The sequence below is a fragment of the Micromonospora sp. NPDC049101 genome, assembly GCF_040648675.1.
In the GTDB taxonomy this organism is placed as follows: Bacteria; Actinomycetota; Actinomycetes; order Mycobacteriales; family Micromonosporaceae; genus Micromonospora.
The window spans coordinates 173,715-195,703 of the sequence record NZ_JBEZED010000004.1 but is presented as its reverse complement, the minus strand read 5'-3'; the positions used below and the strand labels follow the sequence as shown (position 1 = coordinate 195,703).

General features: G+C 69.8%; 19 protein-coding genes. 9 read left to right on the top strand and 10 right to left on the bottom strand.

Annotated elements, in window-relative coordinates; all coding sequences use genetic code 11:
- Positions 1–72 precede the first annotated feature (72 nt).
- Positions 73–1,014: a hypothetical protein gene (locus AB0B57_RS06975; RefSeq protein ID WP_357066086.1), complete on the top strand. Its 942-nt coding sequence runs from the start codon at positions 73–75 to the stop codon at positions 1,012–1,014.
- A 91-nt stretch (positions 1,015–1,105) separates the two neighbouring features.
- Here AB0B57_RS06975 and AB0B57_RS06970 read toward each other — a convergent pair whose 3' ends face one another.
- A complete protein-coding gene (locus AB0B57_RS06970) occupies positions 1,106–2,185 on the bottom strand; it encodes an inositol-3-phosphate synthase (protein WP_357066083.1) in 1,080 nt (359 codons plus the stop codon).
- Between the two features lie 23 nt (positions 2,186–2,208).
- Complete coding sequence (locus AB0B57_RS06965) at positions 2,209–2,847, bottom strand: PadR family transcriptional regulator (protein ID WP_357066080.1); 639 nt, start codon at positions 2,845–2,847, stop codon at positions 2,209–2,211.
- A gap of 175 nt (positions 2,848–3,022) precedes the next feature.
- Between AB0B57_RS06965 and AB0B57_RS06960 the strand changes: the two genes are divergently transcribed.
- Positions 3,023–3,472, top strand: coding sequence for a DUF5318 domain-containing protein (locus AB0B57_RS06960; RefSeq protein WP_357066078.1), 450 nt, complete (start codon positions 3,023–3,025; stop codon positions 3,470–3,472).
- 139 nt (positions 3,473–3,611) lie between these two features.
- On the opposite strand, the gene AB0B57_RS06955 is transcribed toward AB0B57_RS06960, so the two are convergent.
- Entirely contained in the window at positions 3,612–4,334 is a 723-nt protein-coding gene (locus AB0B57_RS06955) for a hypothetical protein (protein WP_357066075.1), read from the bottom strand.
- Between AB0B57_RS06955 and AB0B57_RS06950 the strand changes: the two genes are divergently transcribed.
- Positions 4,297–6,546, top strand: a complete 2,250-nt coding sequence (locus tag AB0B57_RS06950) for a transglycosylase domain-containing protein (RefSeq protein ID WP_357066072.1) — start codon at positions 4,297–4,299, stop codon at positions 6,544–6,546. The genes AB0B57_RS06955 and AB0B57_RS06950 overlap by 38 nt on opposite strands.
- A gap of 127 nt (positions 6,547–6,673) precedes the next feature.
- A complete protein-coding gene (locus AB0B57_RS06945; protein WP_357066069.1) occupies positions 6,674–8,182 on the top strand; it encodes a glycosyltransferase 87 family protein in 1,509 nt (502 codons plus the stop codon).
- Positions 8,183–8,189: 7 nt separating this feature from the next.
- Here the strand turns inward: AB0B57_RS06945 and AB0B57_RS06940 are convergent, their stop codons facing one another.
- On the bottom strand, positions 8,190–10,715 hold the full coding sequence (locus tag AB0B57_RS06940; protein ID WP_357066066.1) for a hypothetical protein: 2,526 nt from the start codon (positions 10,713–10,715) through the stop codon (positions 8,190–8,192).
- Positions 10,712–11,503 carry a deoxyribonuclease IV gene (locus AB0B57_RS06935; RefSeq protein ID WP_357066063.1) on the bottom strand — a complete coding sequence of 264 codons (792 nt, stop codon included), beginning with the start codon at positions 11,501–11,503 and terminating at the stop codon, positions 10,712–10,714. The genes AB0B57_RS06940 and AB0B57_RS06935 overlap by 4 nt, the downstream gene beginning before the upstream one ends.
- 640 nt (positions 11,504–12,143) lie before the next feature.
- Here AB0B57_RS06935 and rpsF point away from each other — a divergent pair.
- The 4 genes from rpsF (at position 12,144) to rplI (ending at position 13,796) form a co-directional block, all read left to right on the top strand.
- Positions 12,144–12,434, top strand: a complete 291-nt coding sequence (gene rpsF / locus AB0B57_RS06930; RefSeq protein WP_036391391.1) for a 30S ribosomal protein S6 — start codon at positions 12,144–12,146, stop codon at positions 12,432–12,434.
- Between the two features lie 80 nt (positions 12,435–12,514).
- Positions 12,515–13,054, top strand: a complete 540-nt coding sequence (locus tag AB0B57_RS06925; protein ID WP_030487687.1) for a single-stranded DNA-binding protein — start codon at positions 12,515–12,517, stop codon at positions 13,052–13,054.
- Positions 13,054–13,335, top strand: coding sequence for a 30S ribosomal protein S18 (gene rpsR, locus AB0B57_RS06920; protein ID WP_051723758.1), 282 nt, complete (start codon positions 13,054–13,056; stop codon positions 13,333–13,335). Before AB0B57_RS06925 ends, rpsR begins: the two co-directional genes overlap by 1 nt.
- Positions 13,336–13,349: 14 nt before the next feature.
- Positions 13,350–13,796: a 50S ribosomal protein L9 gene (gene rplI, locus AB0B57_RS06915; protein ID WP_355028584.1), complete on the top strand. Its 447-nt coding sequence runs from the start codon at positions 13,350–13,352 to the stop codon at positions 13,794–13,796.
- Between the two features lie 197 nt (positions 13,797–13,993).
- Here the strand turns inward: rplI and AB0B57_RS06910 are convergent, their stop codons facing one another.
- Positions 13,994–15,532 (bottom strand): hypothetical protein, encoded by a 1,539-nt coding sequence (locus AB0B57_RS06910; RefSeq protein ID WP_357066058.1) that lies wholly within the window; start codon positions 15,530–15,532, stop codon positions 13,994–13,996.
- A 381-nt stretch (positions 15,533–15,913) separates the two neighbouring features.
- Between AB0B57_RS06910 and dnaB the strand changes: the two genes are divergently transcribed.
- Entirely contained in the window at positions 15,914–18,751 is a 2,838-nt protein-coding gene (gene dnaB, locus AB0B57_RS06905; RefSeq protein WP_357066055.1) for a replicative DNA helicase, read from the top strand.
- 22 nt (positions 18,752–18,773) lie between these two features.
- On the opposite strand, the gene AB0B57_RS06900 is transcribed toward dnaB, so the two are convergent.
- The 4 genes from AB0B57_RS06900 to AB0B57_RS06885 all read right to left on the bottom strand — a co-directional run bounded on the left by AB0B57_RS06900 (position 18,774) and on the right by AB0B57_RS06885 (position 21,952).
- Entirely contained in the window at positions 18,774–19,451 is a 678-nt protein-coding gene (locus AB0B57_RS06900; protein ID WP_357066052.1) for a maleylpyruvate isomerase N-terminal domain-containing protein, read from the bottom strand.
- Between the two features lie 95 nt (positions 19,452–19,546).
- On the bottom strand, positions 19,547–19,924 hold the full coding sequence (locus tag AB0B57_RS06895; RefSeq protein WP_357066049.1) for a zf-TFIIB domain-containing protein: 378 nt from the start codon (positions 19,922–19,924) through the stop codon (positions 19,547–19,549).
- 22 nt (positions 19,925–19,946) lie between these two features.
- A complete protein-coding gene (locus AB0B57_RS06890) occupies positions 19,947–20,579 on the bottom strand; it encodes a phosphoribosyltransferase family protein (protein ID WP_357066046.1) in 633 nt (210 codons plus the stop codon).
- Between the two features lie 41 nt (positions 20,580–20,620).
- Positions 20,621–21,952 (bottom strand): glycosyltransferase family 87 protein, encoded by a 1,332-nt coding sequence (locus AB0B57_RS06885; RefSeq protein WP_357066043.1) that lies wholly within the window; start codon positions 21,950–21,952, stop codon positions 20,621–20,623.
- Positions 21,953–21,989 lie beyond the last annotated feature (37 nt).

Below are 21,989 nucleotides of genomic sequence, written 5' to 3'. Positions count from 1 at the left end.
CGACCGGTCGATATGGATTCCATGCCGCAGCGGTCATGATCAAGCGTCGTTTCCACTTTCGCGGGGGTACTCATGACCGAAAACCAGGACAAGAACGTCGGCCGGCGTCAGCTGCTGCGCCGCGCGGGCACCGTGGCCGCCGGCGTCGCCGGCACCACAGTGGTCGGTGCCGTCGCGGCCGGCTCGGCCCAGGCCGACCCTGGTCAGCCGGTGATCCAGGCCGCCAACAACGTCGTCACGGGCGGCGGCACCACCGCGCTGGTCAACCCCGCGAAGGGGCCGACCCTGCGGCTGGAGAACACCAACGTCATCGAGGACAGTGACTACGAGCTGTCCAGCCCGGCACTGATGCTGACTCCCGGTGGAGACTTCCTCCACAGGGAGTCCCCGATCGGCTCGGTTGGCGTAGACAAGGACGGCAACTTCCAGGTGGTCTCGGTGTGGGACCAGGACGGCGCCATCATCGAGTACGTGCACACCGACTACAACTCGAACCAGACCGTGCCGGTTGTGCCACAGCGGGTCATCGACACCCGCGACCCCGGCCTTCGCAACCGGATCGTCAACGCCTCCTCGACCACCCTGGACAGCGCGGGCCGCCTGCGGGGCGGCCAGACGATCAACGTTGATCTGCGCGACTTCGTCTTCTACGGTGACGCGCTCTTCGGCATCGTCACCGCGACGACCGCGATCAACGCGGGCTTCCTGCAGATCTTCCCGTACGGCACCCCGCGTCCGGCGAACTTCGCGTCGCTGAACTACTCGGCCAACCAGGTCAACTCGAACGCGTTCATGTCGGGCATCGGCTGGACCGCCGACTTCATCTCGATCTACGCGCTCCAGACCACGCACGTCGTCATCGACGTCACGGCGTTCGTGGTCGGCTACGGCCGCGTCAACCCGGAGATCCTGCCGTACTCCGTCAACGCCGCGGCCCGCGGCGCCAAGTCGCTTGCTGACCGCAAGGCGGAGCGGGCGGCCAAGGCCAAGCAGGGCAAGCCGAGCTGGGAGTAGTTCGAACGCCGTCCCGACGGCGAGGCATCGAACGCGCCGAGGGCCGGGTCCCAACGGACCCGGCCCTCGGCCGTGCTTGCCGCTCAGCGGGTCAGCGCTCGACCTCGCCGGCGATGAACTCCTCGACGGCCTGGTGGGCGTCGTGGTCGGCGTACTGCACCGGCGGGGACTTCATGAAGTACGACGAGGCCGACAGGATCGGGCCGCCGATCTTCCGGTCCAGCGCGATCTTCGCAGCCCGAACCGCGTCGATGATGACGCCGGCCGAGTTCGGAGAGTCCCACACCTCGAGCTTGAGTTCGGCGTTCAGCGGGGTGTCACCGAACGAGCGGCCCTCCAGGCGGATGTACGCCCACTTGCGGTCGTCCAGCCACGGCACGTGGTCCGACGGGCCGATGTGCACGTCGCTCTTGCTCATCTCGTGCGGGATCTGCGAGGTGACCGACTGGGTCTTCGAGATCTTCTTCGAGACCAGCCGCTTGCGCTCCAGCATGTTCATGAAGTCCATGTTGCCGCCGAAGTTGAGCTGGTACGTGCGCAGCAGCTCGACGCCGCGGTCCTCGAAGAGCTTCGCCAGCGCGCGGTGCACGATGGTGGCGCCGACCTGGCTCTTGATGTCGTCACCGACGATCGGCAGGCCCGCGTCGGTGAACTTCTGGGCCCACTCCGGGTCGGAGGCGATGAAGACCGGCAGGGCGTTGACGAACGCGCAGCCGGCGTCGATCGCGGCCTGGGCGTAGAACTTGGCGGCCTGCTCGGAGCCGACCGGGAGGTAGCAGACGACGACGTCGACCTGCGCGTCGCGCAGCGCCTGCGCCACGTCGACGGGGGTCGCGTCGGACTCCTCGACGATCTCGCGGTAGTACTGGCCCAGACCGTCGAAGGTCGGACCGCGCTGCACGCTGATGCCGGTCGGCGGCACGTCGCAGAGCTTGATGGTGTTGTTCTCGCTGGCGACGATCGCCTCCGCGAGGTCCATGCCCACCTTCTTGGCGTCCACGTCGAACGCCGCGACAAACTCCACGGAGTTGACGTGGTAGTCGCCGAAGGCGACGTGCATGAGACCCGGGACGCGGTCGTTCGGGTCGGCATTCCGGTAGTACTCGACGCCCTGAACAAGGGACGAGGCGCAGTTACCCACACCGACGATGGCGACGCGGACGGAGCCCATAGCGTCTGCCTCCTTCTTTTCTGTCACGGCCGCTCATTCCTGGTCTCTCCAGGCGGAGGCGGGCTGTTGTCTTCTCGTCGGCCACCGGCCGTCCCGATGTTCGGGACCGTCGGGGCTCGGCCGGAGCGCTCGTTGGCGATGAGCTCCTCCAGCCAGCGGACCTCGCGCTCACAGGCGTCGAGGCCGTGGCGCTGTAGTTCCAAGGTGTAAGCGTCGAGGCGCTCGGCTGCCCGGCCCAGCACGTCACGAAGCCCTTCGCGACGCTCCTCGATCTTGCGGCGGCGACCCTCCAGAATGCGCAGGCGGGTCGCCTGGTCGGTCCGGGCGAAGAACGCGAAGTGCACCCCGAAGCCCGTGTCGTCATACGTCTCGGGCCCGGCCTGTGCGATCAGCTGGGCGAAGCGTTCCTTGCCGTCCGCGGTGATTTTGTAGACCACCCGACCTCGTCGGCTGGTCAGCGCGGGAACCTCCTCGGCAGTGGCGGGTGTCTCAGCAGCTTCGGTGATCCATCCCGCCGCCTGCAGCCTGCGCAGGGTTGGATAGAGCGAGCCGTAGCTGATCGCCGCCCGGATCGCGCCGAGTTTGGCGGTCAGCTCCTTGCGCAGCTCGTAGCCGTGCATCGGAGACTCCTGCAGGAGGCCGAGGATGGCGAACTCGAGCACTGGCCACCCTCTCCTTACCCTCCGGCGTGAAGCGGTAACCGCCGCGATGTATCGGTCCGATACATCGCACGTTAGCGGGTCGCGCCAGCCAGGGCAAACCCCCGTTCCGAGACGTCGTCGTCACGGATCGTGAGCATGGTCGCCTGGTCGGGCCGGACCGCGTACCCTTCTCCGCATGCGTACGCAGCGCCAGGTCGTCGACTACTCGCTTCAGAAGCGAGCAGTGCTGCGTGAGCTCCTGGCCGGCCGGGTCGGCACGTACGACGTCTGCGACGCATCGCCGTACCTGAAGAACGCCGCCCGGTTCCACGGAGAGCCGACCGAGCGGCGCTGCCCGATCTGCCGCAGTGAAAACCTGACCCTCGTCCACTACATTTATGGCGACGAGCTCAAGCAGTCCGCCGGGCAGGCACGGACACTTACCGAGCTGCCCGTCCTGGCGATGACGCTGCGTGAGTTCCAGGTCTTCGTGGTGGAGGTGTGCCTCGGCTGTGACTGGAACCATCTCGTCGAGCAGTACCTGCTCGGCCGGGACGGTCTGACCGGCGACAGCGACGGCACCGGCGAGCAGGACATGGCGGCCGCCGAAGGTGCGGGTCGGCGGAGGCGAGAGGCGCAACGGTGATCGCAGCTGGTTGGACCGGCCCCGGGGCCATCGACAAAACCCGGGACGGACGACCGCTCGTTGGTCCGATTGGCCCGATTGATACGGCATTGACCTCGGTGAGGTGGCACTCTCGTGCCACCGTCCCGGGTGAAGCAACTCACGGCAACCCGGTGGCGGCGCAGTCGCGCCCCACCGCGACCGGCAGGGTGTGAGGAATGAACTCGTACGGCGATCCCAGTTCTGCGCGCGGCCGGGCCCAGTACCCGGGTGCGAACGGCAACCCCGGGTCGGGCGCGGACGACGCGCACCGCAGACCCGGCGGTGACTCCCCCGGGAGTGGCTGGTCGGCCTCGGAGGGCGGCGCGGCAACCCCGGGTCGCGCCTCGGTGCCGCCGCGGGCCGCCGGTGGGCGGGCCACGGTGGGCGGTTCTGCCTCGGTGCCGCCGCGTGGCACCGCGGCGGCCGGATCGGCCTCGGTGGGTTCGGCGACCCCGGGCCGAGCAGGGCGGGCCTCGGTGCCGGTGTCGCCGGCGCCGGGTGTGGCCGCCGGTCGTGCCGGCGCGGGCCGGGCCTCGGTGCCCGTGTCCCCGGCGCCCGGAGCACCGGCAGGTCGGGCCACGGTCGGTGCCGCCGCTGTCGGCGCCGCCTCGGCGGGCCGGGCCAGTGTCGGCTCCGCCTCGGTGGGTGGCCGCGCCGCGGTGGCCCGGGCGAGCGTCTCGCCGGTCTCCGGCGGTCCCGGTGGCCCGGGTGGGCCCAACGGTCCGGGCGGACCCAACGGGCCGGGCCGGGGCGGTCGTGGCGCCGGCGGCCCGGGAGCGGCGCGGGCGAAGAAGCGCAAACGGATGAACCTGCTGATCGCCGGGGTCGCGGTCTTCATCATGCTGGCCGGTGTCGGCGTGGTCGGGTTCACCTACTACTCGACGAACGTGGTCATGCCCAACGAGTTGCCGCTGCCGCTGTCCACCACGGTGTACGCCAAGGACGGCAAGACCGCGTTGGCCAAGCTGGGCAGCGAGAACCGCACGTTCGTCACCATCAACCAGATCCCGGAGTTCGTGCAGCACGCGGTGGCGGCAGCCGAGGACCGCAACTTCTACCGGCACTCCGGCGTCGACTACAAGGGCATCGTCCGGGCCGGATGGAACAACATCTCCGGTGGCGACAAGCAGGGTGCCTCGACCATCACCCAGCAGTACGCCCGCAACGCGTTCGAGAATCTCCAGGACGACACGTACGGCCGGAAGGTGAAGGAGGCGATCCTCGCCTCCAAGCTGAACGAGAAGTACGACAAGCCGCAGATCATGCAGCACTACCTCAACGTGATCTACTTCGGCCGCGGCGCCTACGGCATCGAGGCGGCGGCCCAGACCTACTTCGGCAAGTCGGCGAAGGACCTCAACGTGGCCGAGGGCGCGGTCCTCGCGGCGGTCATCAAGCAGCCGGTGGCCAGCGACACCCACAAGGGGTTCGACCCCGCGGTCAACATGCCCGACGCCAAGGCACGGTGGGACTACGTGCTCGCCGGCATGAAGAAGGAAGGCTGGGTGGACTCCCCCGGCAAGCCCGTGTCGCCGACCGAGTACCCGAAGGTGCTGGCACCGAAGAAGGGCGGCAACGGGTTCGGTGTCGACAGCCCGCGCGGCAACGTCATCAACTACGTCCGCCAGGAGATGGACGCGATGGGCCTCTGCTCCGACAGCGGTGCGGAGGGCAAGACGAGCTGCGTGGACGCGCTGCGCGACGGCGGCTACCGGATCACCACCACCATCGACCCGAAGTTGCAGACCGCCGCGGAGAACACGGCGATGCAGTCGAAGAAGGGCTCCGAGCTCAACGACCAGCCGAAGAACCTGATGGCGGCCGTGGTGTCGATCGACCCGTCGAAGGGTCGCGTGCTCGCCTACTACGGCGGTGACAGCGGCGCCGACTTCGACTACGCAGGCAAGAACACCGACAAGAACGGCGACCTGACCGGTGGGCACCAGCCGGGCTCGTCGATGAAGGTGTACACGCTGGCCGCCGCGATCGAGGCCGGCATCTCGGTCAAGTCGCACTGGGACCCCACGCCGTACAAGCCCGAGGGTTCCTCTGTCGCGATCGGCAACGCCGGCCGCACCAACCTCAAGTGCGGCAAGTACTGCACCCTCGAAGAGTCGACGGTCCAGTCGTACAACGTGCCCTTCTACTGGGTCGCCGACAAGATCGGCGCGGACAAGGTCGTCGACATGGCCCGGAAGGCCGGCGTGACCACCATGTGGGGCGTCGACCCGCCGCAGGCCTTCGACCTGTCGAAGAAGGGTCCGAACCCGTTCGACAACTACACAGGTTTCGGCAAGTACCCGATCACCGTGTTCGACCACGCCAACGCCATGGCGACGTTCGCCAACGACGGCAAGTACATCAAGGCCCACTTCGTCATCAAGGTGGAGCAGCAGGACAAGGACACCGGCAAGTGGAAGGTCGTCGGCAGCGAGCGCATCAAGGTGGAGCCGCGGATCCCCAAGAAGATCACCGACGAGGTCACCGGTGTCCTGAAGCAGATCCCGCGCCCCAACGACATCTCCCTGGAGAACGGCCGCCAGGCCGCCGCCAAGACCGGCACCTGGGAGTACGACAAGGACGACAACTCGCACGCCTGGACGGTCGGTTACACCCCGCAGAACGCCACAGCGGTGTGGGTGGGCAGCCGCGACCCGAAGAAGCCGCAGATCCGCCTCGCCAGCGGCAAGGATGTGGGCGGCTCGAACCTTCCCGGCCCGATCTGGGAAAAGTACATGAACACCGCCCTCAAGGGCCTGGAGGAGATCCCCCTGCCCAGCGTCACCGGTGAGGGTGACGTCACGAAGGGCAACGGCAAGGAGCCGCCGCCGGCCATCCCGGGTCTGCCGGGCCAACCGGGCGGCCCTGCCTGTGACCCGCTGACCGACCCGTTCTGCACGGTTCAGGGCGGTAACCCGGGCGGTAACCCCGGGGGCAACCCGGGCGGTAACCCCGGTGGGCCTGGCGGGCCCGGTGGGCCCGGTGGGCCAGGTGGTGGGTTCGGTGGTGCCGGCGGTGGAGTGCTGCCCGGCCTACCGCCCAACCAGGACTGACCCGCAGCTCCGCACGACGCCGCCGCCGACCGGACGACCTGTCCGGCCGGCGGCGGCGTTTTCGTACCCAGATCTCTCCGCGTCGGGACGGGACGGGTACCCCCGTCATACGGCAGGATGCCTTTTCATGAGCACCCAGTCGACGCCCGGCATCGACGACGCCGGCACCACCGACCACCCGTCCCGCTCCGACGGGTTCGTCCGCGGCCTCTCCGGTGCGATCGGCGGCCCGCTGGGCGACCACGCGACCGCGCTGGACCGGCCGGCCAGCCAGGAGCGGCGGTTCTGGACCGCGGTCCGGATCGTGCTGGCCCTGGTCTGCCTCACTCTCGCGCTGCACTGGGTGCAGAAGTCGCCCTGCCAGGACGGCGCCTGGCAGAACAACGTCCAGTACACCCGGTTCTGCTACACCGACGTCCTCGCCCTCTACTACGCCGAAGGGCTCAACGAGGGCAAGGTGCCCTACCGTGACCACCCGGTCGAGTACCCGGTGCTGACCGGCTACTTCATGGGCGCGTTGGGCCTGCCGGTGCACGCGGTCGGTGTCGACGACCCGGGCATCAACCAGGGCCAGTGGTTCTACAACCTCAACGCGCTGGTGCTGGGCTCGCTCGCGGTGGCCACGGTGGCGGTGATCCTGGCGCTGCGCCGCAGACGACCCTGGGACGCCGCGTTGTTCGCACTCGCCCCGGCGTTGGTGCTCACCGCCACCGTCAACTGGGACCTGCTGGCCATCGGGCTGGCCGCCTTCGGCCTGCTGGCCTGGGCCCGAAAACGACCGGCGGTCGCCGGTGTGCTGCTCGGGCTGGCCGGCGCGGCCAAGCTGTGGCCGTTGTTCCTGCTCGGGCCGATCCTCATTCTCGCGCTGCGGGCCGACCGGGTCCGTGCCGCGCTCACCGCCATCGGTACGGCGATCGCCGCCGTGGTGCTGGTGAACCTGCCCGCCGCGCGAGCGTACCCGGACAACTGGGACCGATTCTTCGAGCTGAACACCACTCGGCCGATCGACTGGGGCACGTTCTGGTACATCGGGCGTTACCTGGACGGCAAGGTGGGCAACGACCCCGCCCGGCTCGGCCCGTTCGAGTGGCTGAACGGCAACATCCCCGCCCTCAACAACCTTTCGTACGCGCTGTTCGGGCTGGCCTGCCTCGGCGTGGCCGTGCTGGCGCTGCGGGCACCACGCCGCCCGCGGCTGGGCCAGCTCGCCTTCCTGGTGGTCGCGGCGTTCCTCATCTTCAGCAAGGTCTGGTCGCAGCAGTTCGTGCTGTGGCTCCTGCCGTTGGTGGTGCTGGCCCGCCCCAAGTGGGGAGCCTTCCTGGCCTGGCAGATCGCCGAGGTCTGCTACTTCGTCGCCTTCTACGGTGAGCTGCTCGGCGCGGCGACCAGCCGCCCGGTCTTCCCCGAGGGGGTGTTCGTGCTGGCCTCCACGTTGCGGCTGACCACCGTGGTGGTGCTCTGCGTGCTGGTCATCCAGGAGATCCGGCACCCCGAGCGGGACGCCGTACGGGCCACCTACCCGGACGACCCGGACGGTGGCGTCCTCGACGGCGCACCCGATGCGCCGTGGCTGGACCGCTGGCGCCGCAAAGCACCGGCCCCCGAACCCGAACCCGAGCCCACCCCCGCCACCTGACCCCGCGTCAGAGCTTGTAGACGACGGCGTTCCCGACCTCCTGGCGGGTGATGCCGAGCGACTCGACAGGTGCGTCGATGGTGATCTCCCACGGCGTACCTGGCACCCGGTCGCGCAGCAGCACCACCGTCCGGACGCCGAGCGTGCGCAGGTAGTCGATGCTTGTCTGGTTGGGGAACGCCTGGCTCACCCGACGGACGTCGTCCAGCTGCCGTGGAGTGAAGCCACTGCCGCCGTTGACCACGTCGGGGAACCCACTTGTCGACCAGAGCATCACGTGCTGGTCCAGGTTCTGGCTGCTGGGCAACACCAGCAGGGGTCCCTCGGCCGTACGCATCGCGGCCGGCTGTCTCGGCACCACCGGGTGCGGGGTGTTGTTCAGGCCCTCGACGGTGACCAGCAGCAGCGGCAGCAACGTGGCCATCCGCAGCCACGGCCCCGGCCACGACGGGATCCGCTGCGCGGTCAACTCGCGGACCCGGTCGGTGAGCGCGGTGACCGCTCCCGCCGCGAGCAGGCCAAGCAACAACGTGGTCCACAACATCAACCGACCGGGAGTACGCAGAGCACTCCAGCCCGGCACGTGCTCGAAGAGCGGCACGTAGGTGAAGGTGCCGTCGAAGAAACGGGTGCCCATCGCGAAGGCCATCGTCACCAGCACCCCGGCGAGCAGCAGCAGGCGATGCCGCAGCCGCCAGACCGAGAAGAACAGCCCACCCAGGGCGAGCGCGTAGAGCACGTAGCCCGGCAACAGGGTCATCTCCGGATGCCACGGCAGTGCCGCCCGGGCGCCCTTGTGCAGTCCACCCCAGATCAACGACTCCGCGGGTGACGTCACGAAACCCGACGCCGGCGGCGAGAAGATGCCGACGTCGTCGATGGTGCGCTCGGCGTACGGGTGCAGCTCGGTCACCCGGAAGAACGGGAACGCCATCAGCAGACCCACACCGGCGAACAGCAACCCGCCGAGCAGGTCGGCGAGGAGCAGCCGGCGACCGAACGGTACGGCCTGGCGGGTGCGCAGCCGCCGCACGTAGAAGAGGACGACGGCGACCAACACCGCGACGCCGAGGAAGTACGCGAACGGCAGCCCGATGCCGAAGCCGAGGCTGAGCTGCCAGGCAGCCACCAGCCAACCGCCGTAGACCCAACCGTCGTGCCGGCGCTCGGGTCGGTAACCGTGCCGCAGTGACCAACCGTGCCCGCGCGCCAACATCGCCAGCGCCAGCGGAATCCCGCCGTTGGAGAGCACGTGCAGGTGCCCGGCCTGGGACAGCAACCACGGCGCGTAGGCGTAGGTGACCCCGGCGACGGCGGCACCGATCCGGCCGGCACCGAGCTGTCGGGCCAGGGCGTACGCCCCGAACGTGGCGAGCGCGTGCGCCAGCACGAACATGATGTTGTAGCGCAGGACCGCGTCCTCGGGGCCGCTGCCGAGCATCCCCGCCGGGGCGTACCCGAGCAGGGTGTCGGAGAACGCGAAACTCCACAGCTCGGGGAAGAACGTGTTGGACTGCCACAGGCGCGCCGGATCGGCCAGCAGGATGTGCCCCGACCAGGCCATCTGCCAGGCTTGCAGGCTCGGATCCCAGTAGTCCTGCGGAAGTGTGTAGCGCGGGTAGCGCAGCGTCGGCCAGGTCATCAGCACGGCCAGCGCCAGCGCGCCGAGGGCGGCCAGGGTCCACTCGTGGATCAGGAATCGGCCCACGGCCCGGCCGGACCGGGTGAGGATGGACGGCTTCGGCTCCGGAGCGGAAGCGAACGCCTCCCAACGATCCGGGTCAGCCGGCTTCGTCTCGCCATCGGTCAGTGGCTGACCGTTGGCGTCGCCCGGCTTCGCGCTCTTGGTCGCGCCATCGCCCTTGGCCGCGTCGTCCTTCGGGTCGCCGTCCTTGGCCGGGTCGCCGTCCTTGGCGGCGCCTGCCTTGGTCTTGTCGTCCTTGTCCGGGTCGTTGTCCTTGACCAGGACGCCGTCTTTGGCGGCGTCTGCCTTGGTCTTGTCGTCCTTGGCCGGGTCGCTGTCGTTGACCGGGGCGCCGGCCGTGGCGCTGGCCCCCTTGGCCGCCTTGCCGCGCTTGGTCAGGCGGCTGATCCAGCCGCGCTTCGGTGCGTCCGTGCCGGTGACGTCCCGGGCCGTACCGCTGGCCTTGGCTGTGTCGCTGGCTTTGGTCGCGTCGCTTGCTTCGCCGGTACCGCTGGCTTTGGCGGTATCGCTTGCTTCGCGCGTACCGCTGGTTTTGGCCGCGTCGTCCTTCGCGGGACCGGGTTCGATGTCACCGGTGGCGACGCTGGCGCCCGTGGGCCTGCCGTTCGTCGCCGCTCCGGGTTTCGCGCCGTCGGTCGATCGCGGCCCGGGGCTTTCCGCCGACGTCGCAACCGATGCCTCGGCGGAGTCGGGCGCCTGGTCGGTGCCCGAGGTGTCGGCCGACCGGGTCGGGCGGCCCGTCGTGGATGCGGTGGCGGGTTGGTTCTCGGCTTCCGCGCCGGCGGGGGCGGGCCGGGCCGCACCGGTCCCGGGCTGTCCGGTCGTCATGCTGCCCGGCTCTCCGTCCCGAGCTGCTGACGGAGGAAGTCGATGTCGGCGGCCTGACCGGCCACACCCCCCGGTGTCTCGACCACCACCGGCGCCCCGGCCGCCCGGATCACCGCCACCACCAGTTCCGGGTCGATCGTCCCGCCGCCCAGGTTGTCGTGCCGGTCCTGGCCGGAGTTGAACGCGCCCTTGGAGTTGTTGGCGTGGATCAGGTCGATCCGGCCGGTGATCGCCTTGACCCGGTCGACGAGCCCGAGCAGGTCCTCGCCGCCCGCGTACGCGTGGCAGGTGTCCAGGCAGAAACCGACCTCGTGGTCGCCGATGGCGTCCCAGAGTCGAGCCAGCGCGTCCAGTCGTCGGGCGCACGCGTTGTCGCCCCCGGCGGTGTTCTCGATCAGAACCGGCACGCCGAAGCCACCGGAGTCGGCGGCGTACGCGAAGGTCTTGCGCCAGTTGTCGAAGCCGACGGCCAGGTCGTCACCGGCGTTGACGTGCCCGCCGTGGACGATCACGCCCTTGGCGCCGATGGCGGCGGCCGCGTTGGCGTGCCCGAGCAACAGCTTCCGGCTCGGGATCCGGATGCGGTTGTTGAGGGTCGCCACGTTGATGACGTACGGCGCGTGCACGTAGAGGTCGACCTCGGCCGTGCGCAGTAGTTCGGCGTCCTCCCGAGGCTTGGGCGCCTTCCATCCCTGAGGGTCGGAGAGGAAGAACTGCACGGTGTCGGCGGACCGGGCGGCCGCCTCCGCCAGCGGGTCGGTCGAGTCGACGTGGGCTCCGATACGCATGCGAGCGAGCCTACGTCGCGACCCTGACTGCCGCCGCGACGGTCGGGGCGGTGTCGCGGGGGGTCACACGTCACCGCTCGGACCGACGCTCGTTGATGGGATTGAACCGGCGACCAGTGCCCGGTCCGGTTGGTGGCGTGGGCGCCACGTCCGGTGACCGGGGTCGACGGCCGACAGCGAGGTTGCCTCCGCCACGCGGCCCGGCGCGGCGGGGGCGGCCCCTTCACACCCCGGATCCAGGCCGATGAAGAATCTCGGAAATTTGTACTTTTTCCCCCGACAAGGTACGAGTGCTGTTGTATCGTCAGATAACAACACGATAAAGCTCCGCGGGGCGTCTTCCGTCCAACCTCATCGGTGTGGTCGTTCCTCCCCAGGTCCCACCCAAGGAATGCGGACGGGACGCCCCGCGGCCTCGTTGGACGGGGGTCCACCACCGATCGCTACCCGGTCGGGCGGTGGACCCCCGTCAGCGTGTCCGGGTGCTGATCCGACCGCCCCGGGCATGATCGTTCGGACCGGGTATCCTGGTGCGGTTGTCCGCGTCCGGCCGGGTTCCCTCGGCGCGTGCGGGCAGCGACACAAGACCTCCTGCCACGGAAGGACCGTGGCCGCTTAGCCCACAGGAGGTGAGCACGTCTTGCGTCACTACGAACTCATGGTCATCCTCGACTCCAGCCTCGAGGAGCGCACCGTCGCACCGTCGCTCGACACGTACCTGAACGTGATTCGGACCGCGGGTGGCTCGGTTGAGAAGACCGACGTGTGGGGCCGCCGGCGCCTCGCGTACGAGATCAACAAGAAGGCCGAGGGCATCTACGCCGTCATCGACCTGCAGGCCACGCCTGCTGCGGTGGCCGAGCTGGACCGTCAGTTGCGCCTCAACGAGTCCGTGCTGCGCACCAAGGTCATCCGACCGGAAATGCGCTAGAGCATCCAACCCCGGTTCGTCCGGATCAGCCTCCGTGACTCTGTCGTACGGCTCTGCGAGCCTGTACGACGAGACGCTGAGTGCGCGAGGAGATGGTCATGGCAGGAGACACCACCATCACGGTCATCGGCAATCTGACCGATGACCCCGAGTTGCGGTTCACCCCCTCCGGGGCTGCGGTCGCCAAGTTCCGAGTCGCTTCGACGCCCCGTTTCATGGACAAGGCGTCGAACGAATGGAAGGACGGCGAGCCGCTGTTCCTCGCATGCACCGTGTGGCGGCAGGCCGCCGAGCACGTCGCCGAGTCGCTGCAGCGTGGCGCCCGGGTGATCGTGTCGGGCCGGCTGCGTCAGCGGTCGTACGAGACCCGCGAGGGTGAGAAGCGCACCGTCATCGAGCTTGAGGTCGACGAGATCGGCCCGTCGCTGCGCTACGCCACGGCGAAGGTGCAGAAGATGTCCCGCTCCGGCGGCGGTGGCGGCGGCTTCGGTGGCGGCGGTGGCGGCGGTCAGGGTGGCGGCGGAGGCAACTTCGACGACCCCTGGGCTTCGGCTGCTCCCTCTCCCTCTCCCGCGCGTGCCGGTTCGGGCGCCAATTTTGATGAGGAGCCACCGTTCTAATGGCGCCTAGCGCTCGCGATCGCAAACCAGGAGCACGTGCAACGGCCAAGGCTGCGGCACTGCGCAAGCCCAAGAAGAAGGTGAACCCGCTCGACAAGGACGGGATCGCCTACATCGATTACAAGGACACCGCGCTGCTGCGCAAGTTCATCTCCGATCGCGGCAAGATCCGCGCTCGTCGGGTGACCGGCGTGACCTCGCAGCAGCAGCGGCAGATCGCCCGTGCAGTCAAGAACGCCCGTGAGATGGCGCTCCTGCCGTACACGGCCACCACCCGCTGAGAGGAGGCACCGATATGAAGATCATCCTGACTCAGGAAGTGTCCGGCCTCGGTGCCCCGGGCGACGTCGTCGAGGTCAAGGACGGCTACGGCCGTAACTACCTGCTGCCGCAGGGCTTCGCGATCGCCTGGACCAAGGGCGCGGAAAAGCAGGTCACGGTCATCAAGCGGGCCCGTGGGGCTCGCGAGATCCGCGACCTCGACCACGCCAACGAGGTCAAGGCTCAGCTCGAGGGTCTCAAGGTCAACCTGAAGGTCCGCGCCGGCGACGGCGGACGGCTCTTCGGCTCGGTCACTCCGGCCGAGATCGTCGACGCCGTCAAGGCGGCCAGCGGCCCGGTCCTCGACCGTCGCCGGCTGGAGGTGCCCGGTCACATCAAGTCGACCGGCAGCTACCCGGTGAAGATCAAGCTTCACCCCGAGGTGACCGCGTCGTTCAACCTGAACGTCCTTCAGGGCTGACGTCCGCAACACCACCACGAGGGCCCGCACCGAGCAGTCGGTGCGGGCCCTCGTGCGTACGTCATCGGCCCCTGACCAAGGCCTCGCCACCGGTGCCGCTGACGATCACCCCGTGCAGCAGCGGCGAGACGGCCCGGGCACGCGGCTCCCACGCTCGCCGGCGAACCCACCCGGCGCGGCCTCGACTCGCCGGCCGGTCACCCGATCGGTTGACCGGTCACCGCGCTGATCAGCACCGTGGAGAGGCCGCCGCCCACCACCGCGGCGGCGAGCGCGATGGTGGCCGAACGCCACGTCGTGCCCACCCGACGCAGCAGCGCCGCCACCACCAGACTGCTCGCCAACGCCAACGCGAAGCGCGGTGAGCCGGCCAGCAGCGACTCCAACGCGCGGGACCGGGGCGAGTCGCACCCACCCCCGCTGATGTCGGTCACACAACCAGCCGGCGCCTGACTGTCCAACGTCAACAGCCACACGAAGATCAGAACCGCCGGCGTGAGATAACAGGCAGCCGTGTACAGCAACGGCCGGAATGGCCCACCCGGATCCGGGTCGAGCAGATCGTCCTCCAGGCGGCGAGCCCAGGCACCGGTGGCCGCCGACTCGACCCGACGCCGCACCGACGCCGCACCGACCGCCGCCCGGTCCGCCCGCCGCCGTGGCGCGGCCCGAGGGGGCACCGGCGCACTGCGCGGCCGAGGAGCCGTGTAGCCCACCACCGGTGAGCGGGGCGCCGACGGCAGCGGATCCGTCCATCTGGGATCATCGCCCGCCAGCCGGGTGCCGGACCAGAACCCGTCGTCCCGCGTCGGCCAATCCTCCGCCGCGGCAGCCCGGTCGGAGGGCGGCGGCAACGCACGCTCCCACTGGTCGTCCTCGATCGCGGACCGCTCCCACTGGCCGGTGCGGTCGGACCGCACCCAGCCGCCGACGCCATCCACCGCCGACCACTGCTCGCTCAGATCCGTGCCGTCAGCACCGGCACCGGGCGGCCACGCGTGCACGCCCGACGAGTCCCACGGATCCACCGCGGGCGGGTACGACGGCTCGGGCTCGGCCACCCGATCCGACCCACGTGCCCACGGGTCGTCCGCCGGCCGGGACCACGACTCCTCCGCCGCACGCCGGCTGCGCCGGGTGGGGCGGCTCACGTCCGGCACCGGCTCGCTCGGAGCGGGCTCCAGATCCCCGCCCGACCAGATCACCTGCGGACGGCCAGCGGGCGCACGGCGGGGACGGCGGTCCGGGACAGCACCGGAGACCGGCTCATCCTCCCCGGCGTCCGCGCGTCGGCGCCCGGCGTACCCCTGCTCCTGCGGACGGTCGAGCGTCCACTCCCGGGTGTGGTCCGACTCGGGGGCCGCGCCGATCGCGGCCTGCTCCCGCCAACTCGTCTCGCTGCCCCGCCGTCGGCTGCCCGACGACTCGATGGACCGCCGGCCGGCACCGGAAGTCGGCCGCTCAGGCTCGCGCTCGGGCTCGTCCTCGTCCGGTGCCGCGTGGCGACCGCCGCCGTCGGCGTGCCGAACACCCGACTCCAGCGCCCACCGGGGCAGGTAGGCGTCGACGGGCTCGTCCTGGCCGCGGTCCAACGCACGCCGCCGGCTGGACGTCCGGTAGCGGCCGTCCTCGTCGTACGGCTCAACCGGAAGAGACGCCGCGCGCTCACCCCACGAGGAGGTCGGCTGGCGCTCGCGCGGGCTGCCATCCCCGCGTCCCCAGTCCCGGTAACTCACGGCCGGAGTGTGACCCTTCTGAACCGAAAGCGGAATCCGCTGTCCAGGTGTAGCCGTTCGCTGGAGATAGTACGGGACGATCGTGTCACAGACCCGACCGAAATATTCTCCTCCACAGGCTGGGGAGCATGTTTCCGCAGGTCAAAGAGATGAGGCCAGGAATTCCCCAGTGGTTATCCACAGGCTGTGCACACACTGCGCACATCATGTCCACCGGCATCCACAGGTTGTCCCGAGGCTCGTCCACCGGTGTTGTTGAGTCTCTGACCTCGGGGTCCGTATGGTTGGCCCCCGACCGCCGGCGCGATGGCCCCCGATCGACCGGCCCGGTCGGACGGAAGTGTCAGACCCCAGCGGTAGAGCTGGAACAGATCCGACGCAGTGGAGGGGGGACCCGTGTCGGTCACCGACGACATGCGGGCGGAGTCACGGTCCGGTGGCGGCCAACCACCGGCACCACGAGACGGCCAGTTCGACAAGACCCCACCCCAGGACGTCGCCGCAGAGCAGTGCGTCCTCGGCGGCATGCTGCTCTCCAAGGACGCCATCGCCGACGTCGTCGAGATCCTCAAGACCAACGACTTCTACCGGCCGGTGCACGCCACCATCTTCGACATCATCCTCGACATCTACGGCCGGGGTGAGCCGGCCGACTCGATCACGGTTGCGGCGGCGCTCGCCGACTCCGGCGACCTGGTCCGCATCGGCGGCGCGCCCTACCTGCACACCCTCATCGCCAGCGTGCCGACCGCCGCGAACGCGGCCTACTACGCGCGCATCGTCAGCGAACGCGCGGTGCTGCGCCGGTTGGTCGAGGCCGGCACCAAGATCGTGCAACTGGGCTACGGCACCGCCAGCGGCGGCGCCCGGGACGTCGACGATGTCGTGGACCTCGCCCAGCAGGCCGTCTATGACGTCACCGAACGCCGGGTCAGCGAGGACTTCGCGATCCTGGCCGACATGTTGCAGCCGACACTCGACGAGATCGAGGCGGTGGGCGCGCAGGGCGGCATGATGACCGGGGTGCCGACCGGCTTCAGCGACCTGGACCGACTACTCAACGGCCTGCACGCTGGACAGTTGATCATCGTGGCTGGAAGGCCCGGTTTGGGCAAGGCGCTCGCGCTCGACACCCCACTGCCGACCCCGGGTGGCTGGACCACCATGGGCGAGGTGAAGGCTGGCGATCAACTTCTGGCGGCGGACGGCAGACCCACCACCGTCACACACGCCTTCGACGTCATGCACGACCGCCCCTGCTACGAGGTGGAGTTCTCCGACGGCACGGTCATCGTGGCCGACGCGGAACACCTGTGGAAGACGACCAGTCGGGCCAGTCGGCGGCAGGGGCCAGCGCGGCACAGGCGGCACTGGCCCGAATCGGCGCTGACCAACGTTCGTGCGGTACACGAGCGGCTGAGCTCTCTGCAGAATCAGCCGATCACTCTCTTCGACACGGTTGAACAGGTCGGCCCCGAGTTTCGGCATGTCCTGCACACCGTCGCCCGGGAGGTCGGATCGGTCGGCCGGATCAGCCGTCCCATCGTCCGCAACGGCAAGCCGCAGAACTGGACTGCGCCCGGCTATCCGACTGGTCCGCTTCTGAGCGCGCTCCTCGAACGAGCCGAGCGGGAGGTCAACGCCGGCAGCCGGGCCGACCACGACGGCGTCGTCACCACTGCCGAGATCGCAGCCACGCTGCGTACCGACACCGCCCAGCGGCGGCTCAACCATGCCGTACGGAACTGCGCACCCATCCAGCTCCCGGACCGTGAGTTGCTGGTCCCGCCCTACACCTTGGGGACGTGGCTGGGTGACGGGCACAGCGACGCCAGCCGCTTCACCACGGCAGATCCGGAGATGGTCACGCACGTCGAGGCGGACGGCTTCGTCGTGCGGCCCAGCGGGCCGATGATCTACACCATTCTGCTGCAGCCCACGTCCGCTGCTTCGGGGAACGGTGTCTGCGGGGACTGCGGCGTTTCCACCAGGGCGTTGCGGGAGAATCCAGCGACCGGGAAGTGTGCCGACTGCCGTCACCGGAACGGTTCCTTCCTCGGCCTGTTGCGTCAGATTGGGGTAGCGGGGAACAAGCACATCCCGGGCGTCTATCTGCGCGCCTCGGAGGCTCAGCGCCGGGCGTTGCTCGCTGGGCTGATGGACACCGATGGGACCGTCGCCCCCTCCGGCAACTTGCAGTACACGTCGACCTCGAAGCGGCTGGCCGATGAGGTACGCGAACTCGTCGTCAGCCTCGGCTACCGCTGCACGGTCAACGTGAAGCCGGTCCGTGGTCGCACCCCCGAGTCGTCCATCGCGTACACGTTGAACTTCTCCACCCCGGATGTCGTCTTCCGGCTCAGGCGCAAGCAGGATGCGCACGCCGAACGTCGCCGCACCACCTCCGACGTGCGAACGACCTCGCGGTTCGTCGTCGACGTCCGGCCGGTCCCCAGCGTTCCGGTGCGGTGCGTGACCGTCGACAACGACGAACACCTGTACCTGGCCAGCCGGGCGATGATCCCTACCCACAACAGCACCGCCAGCATGGACTTCGCCCGCAATGCTGCTATCCGCGCCAACCAGGCTGCCGCGATCTTCTCGCTGGAAATGAGCAAGGTCGAGATCGTCATGCGGCTGCTCTCCGCCGAGGCGCGGGTGCCACTGCACGTACTGCGCAGCGGTCAGCTCTCCGACGACGACTGGACCAAGCTGGCCCGGTGCATGGGTGAGATCAGTGAGGCGCCGCTCTTCGTCGATGACACGCCGAGCATGAACCTGATGGAGATCCGGGCCAAGGCCAGACGGTTGAAGCAGCGGCACGACCTCAAGATGATCGTGGTCGACTATCTGCAGCTGATGACCTCACCGAAGCGCACCGAGAGCCGCCAGCAGGAGGTCGCCGATCTGTCCCGTGGCCTGAAGCTGTTGGCCAAGGAGGTCGAGTGCCCGGTCATCGCGGTCAGTCAGCTGAACCGTGGCCCCGAGCAGCGCACCGATAAGCGACCCCAGTTGTCCGATTTGCGCGAATCAGGCTCAATTGAGCAAGATGCCGATGTTGTCATCCTTCTGCATCGTGACGACTACTACGACAAGGAGTCGCCGCGGGCCGGCGAAGCGGATTTCATTGTCGCTAAGCATCGGAATGGCCCCACCGACACGGTGACCGTCGCTGCCCAGCTGCACCTGTCCCGCTTCGTGGACATGGCCATCGGCTGACCGGTGCGGCACCCGCCGTCGATCAGCCGAGCAGGGGGAACCAGCCCGCCGACTCACCCAGCTCCAGCCGGTCCCGATCGGTCAACGGGACGCGCCCGGTGGCCTTCAGCAGGAAGTCCTGGTCGTCCCACGCGGTGGGCCGCACCGTGTCGTCGCTGAGCAGGCCGTCCATGGTCGCCACCGCGACACCCACGGCCAGCGGACCGGGCAGCGGTGCGTCGGGCAGGGCCGGGGTCAGGTCCAGGTGGTGGATGACCGCCTCGGTGGTCAGGGTGGCGAGGAAGTCCGGTACGCGCAGCACGTGCCCCTGCGTGGTCACGTACCCCTCGGGGTTTGCTGACCTGGCGGCGCGGACCGCCGCCGGGGCGGTGTCGCGCCAGAGCCGGACGATCCCGCTCGGACTGTCGAACGCGGCGGCCGATCGGCGCACCCACCAGGCGTGCCGGGTGCTCGCTTCGTCGCCGGCGGGGAAGTCGCGCCAGTAGCTGACGTCGTCGACGTCGGCCGGCCCCTCGGCGGGGCTGGCCAGTGCGACAAGCGCACGCTGGGCGTCGCCGAGCACGTGCAGGAGCAGGTCCGCGACGAGCCAGCCCTGGCAGCGGGTGGCTCGTTGCAGGCCGGCGTCGTCCAGGTCGGCGACCACTGCGGTGATCCCGTCGTACGCCTGGGCCAGCGCCTCGTACGCTCGGATCGTGGTCATGCGATTCAGCCTCGCATGGACCATCCCGCCCGCCAACCGGCGAGCTGCTGCCCGGGTCGACGCGTGATCGACCCGGGCGGGTTGTCGGTCTTGGCTCAGCCGAACATCTCGTCGAGGAAGCCCTTGCGCTTCTTCTGCCGGTAGTGCCCGTGGTAGCCGTGGTGCTGTTGCTGCTGGTGGCCGTAGGCCGGCGCCGGCGGGTAGCCGGGCGGGGGCGGCGGCGGGACGGCACCGTAACCGGGCTGGTGCGGCGGAGGCGGCGGAGGTGGGTAGCCGGCCGGCTGATGGGTGGGTTGCTGCGGCGCGCCACCGGGCTGTTGGCGGCTCCAGTTGGCCTCGGCCTCGAACAGCTTCTCCAGCTCGCCGCGGTCCAGGAAGATGCCGCGGCACTCCCCGCACTGGTCGATCACGACGCTGCTGCGCTCGTACTGGCGCATCTCTCCATGGCACTTGGGACAGGTGAGACTATTCATCGCCCGACGGTACCTGGTCCACCTAAGCGGTTGCTGTGAGCGCCTCGCTGACCTCTGCGTCGGAGACCTCGTGGAAGTCGTCGTAGTAGACGCTCACGGCGCCGAACTCGGGTGGGCGTTGGGCACAGATGACCTGGTCCGCTTCGGCGGCGAGCAGTTCGTACGCCTCCTGTGCGCCGACCGGGACGGCGACCACGACCCGGTGTGCCCCGAGTTGGCGGGCGACCTCCACGGCGGCGCGGGCGGTCGCGCCGGTGGCCAGGCCGTCGTCGATGATCACGGCGGTCCGTCCGGTGAGGTCCAACTGTGCGCGGCCTCCTCGGTAGAGCCGTTCCCGACGGGTCAGTTCGGCCTGCTCCCGTTGGCTGACCTCGGCGATGTCGTCGCTGCTGAGTCGGCTGGCCACCGCGTCGTTGAGCACCTGGACACCGCCCGGCCCGAGCGCGCCGAAGGCGACCTCCCGGGCCCACGGCATGCCGAGCTTGCGGACGACAAGCACGTCCAGTGGTGCGCCGAGTCGTTCGGCGACGACACGGGCGACCGGTACGCCGCCACGGACGAGGCCGAGGACGACCACGTCCGGGTCGCCGACGAGTGCGGTGAGCCGCTCGGCGAGCACCCGGCCCGCGTCGGCCCGGTCGCGGTACGTCGTCATGCCTTCAGGTCTACGCCCTGGCGGGCCGTTCCGCCCGGCAGTTACGCCGATGCGGTCCGACTGGCCAGCTCGGGAACCGGGGTGGCCGGTGGGTGGACCGGGCGGTGCAGGGCGGATGCCCAGGTGAGCAGGGCCATCGGGTAGAGCAGGTAGCCGAAGCGCGTCGAGGGCATCAGGGCGATCGCGGCGAGTAGCCCGTACCCGCAGATCAGCGCGGTGGCGGTGGCGGTGCGGGGCGGGCGGCGGGCGAGCCGGACGGCGATGGCCACGCCGGCGGCGACAAGCAGCGCGGCGGCGATGATCCGGCCGGCGGGTAGCGCGTTGGCGATCAGGTAGCCGGGGAAGGGGGACTGCGCGGGGCTGGTGACCAGGCCGTGGCCGAGGGGGAAGCGCAGCACGTTCTCGGTCAGCGCGTCGTGGTCGACGAGTATCGCCGGCAGCAGGGCCGCGACGGGCAGGCCGATCGCGCCGGCGGCGACCCGGGTGCCGGCGCGTCGGGTCAGGCCCCAGACGATCAGGACGAGCGCGACCGGCCAGGCGAAGAGCTTCAGTGCGCCGGCGAGCCCGACCGCGAGGCCGGCGCGGCCGGGTCGGTCGGTGGCGGCGAGCGCGAGGGCCAGCAGGCAGAGCGCGAGTACGGGTAGGTCGTCGCCGCCGGTGGCGAGGGTGAGGGCGCAGACGGGCAGGACGGTGGCGGCCTGCACGCCACGCAGCAGCGCGGCGTCCGGTCGGTGGCCCCTGCCGGTCTGGGCCGGTGGTCTGCGCAGGGCGGCGACGGCCAGGGCGAGCGCCAGTGCGGTGCCCACCGCGAACCAGACCCGGGAGTCGGTCCACCAGGTGTCGGCAAGTGCTCTGGGCACGCCGAAGATCGCCATGCCGGGCTGGTACGGGGTGTAGCCCAGCAGTTGTTCGCCGGGGGGTAGGGCGGCTATCGCGTCGGGTCCGAGGTACGGCGTGCCGTGTTCCAGGAGGCGGGTGCCGGCGTGCTCCACGACCAGCACCTCTTCCTGTGCGCGGTCGGTGCGCCCGCTGGCCCGCTCGATGCTCTGCCAGAGCAGGGGCAGCAGGGCGGTGCTCGCCCAGGTGAGGCCGGTGATCGCCCAGCGGGCGCGTAGACCGACCAACGGTGCGCTCGGGTGGCCCCGACGCAGCAGGAGTTGGGTGATCACCACGAGCGTCGCGGCCAGGTACCCGACGGCGGCGACCGCGCCCCAGGCCCGGTGCGGCGACAGGGTCGACGTGACGGCGGTGAACGCGGCGAAGACGGTCGACACGGCGTAGAGGCCGAGGTCGACGGCGAGTCCGCCGGCGGCGGTGTCGAGCGTGCGCCAGTGCCAGGGACGGCGGCGGGCGGTCGGGGCGTCGGCGATCACGCGAGCCAGTCTGGCAGACCGGGCCGTACCTGCACCG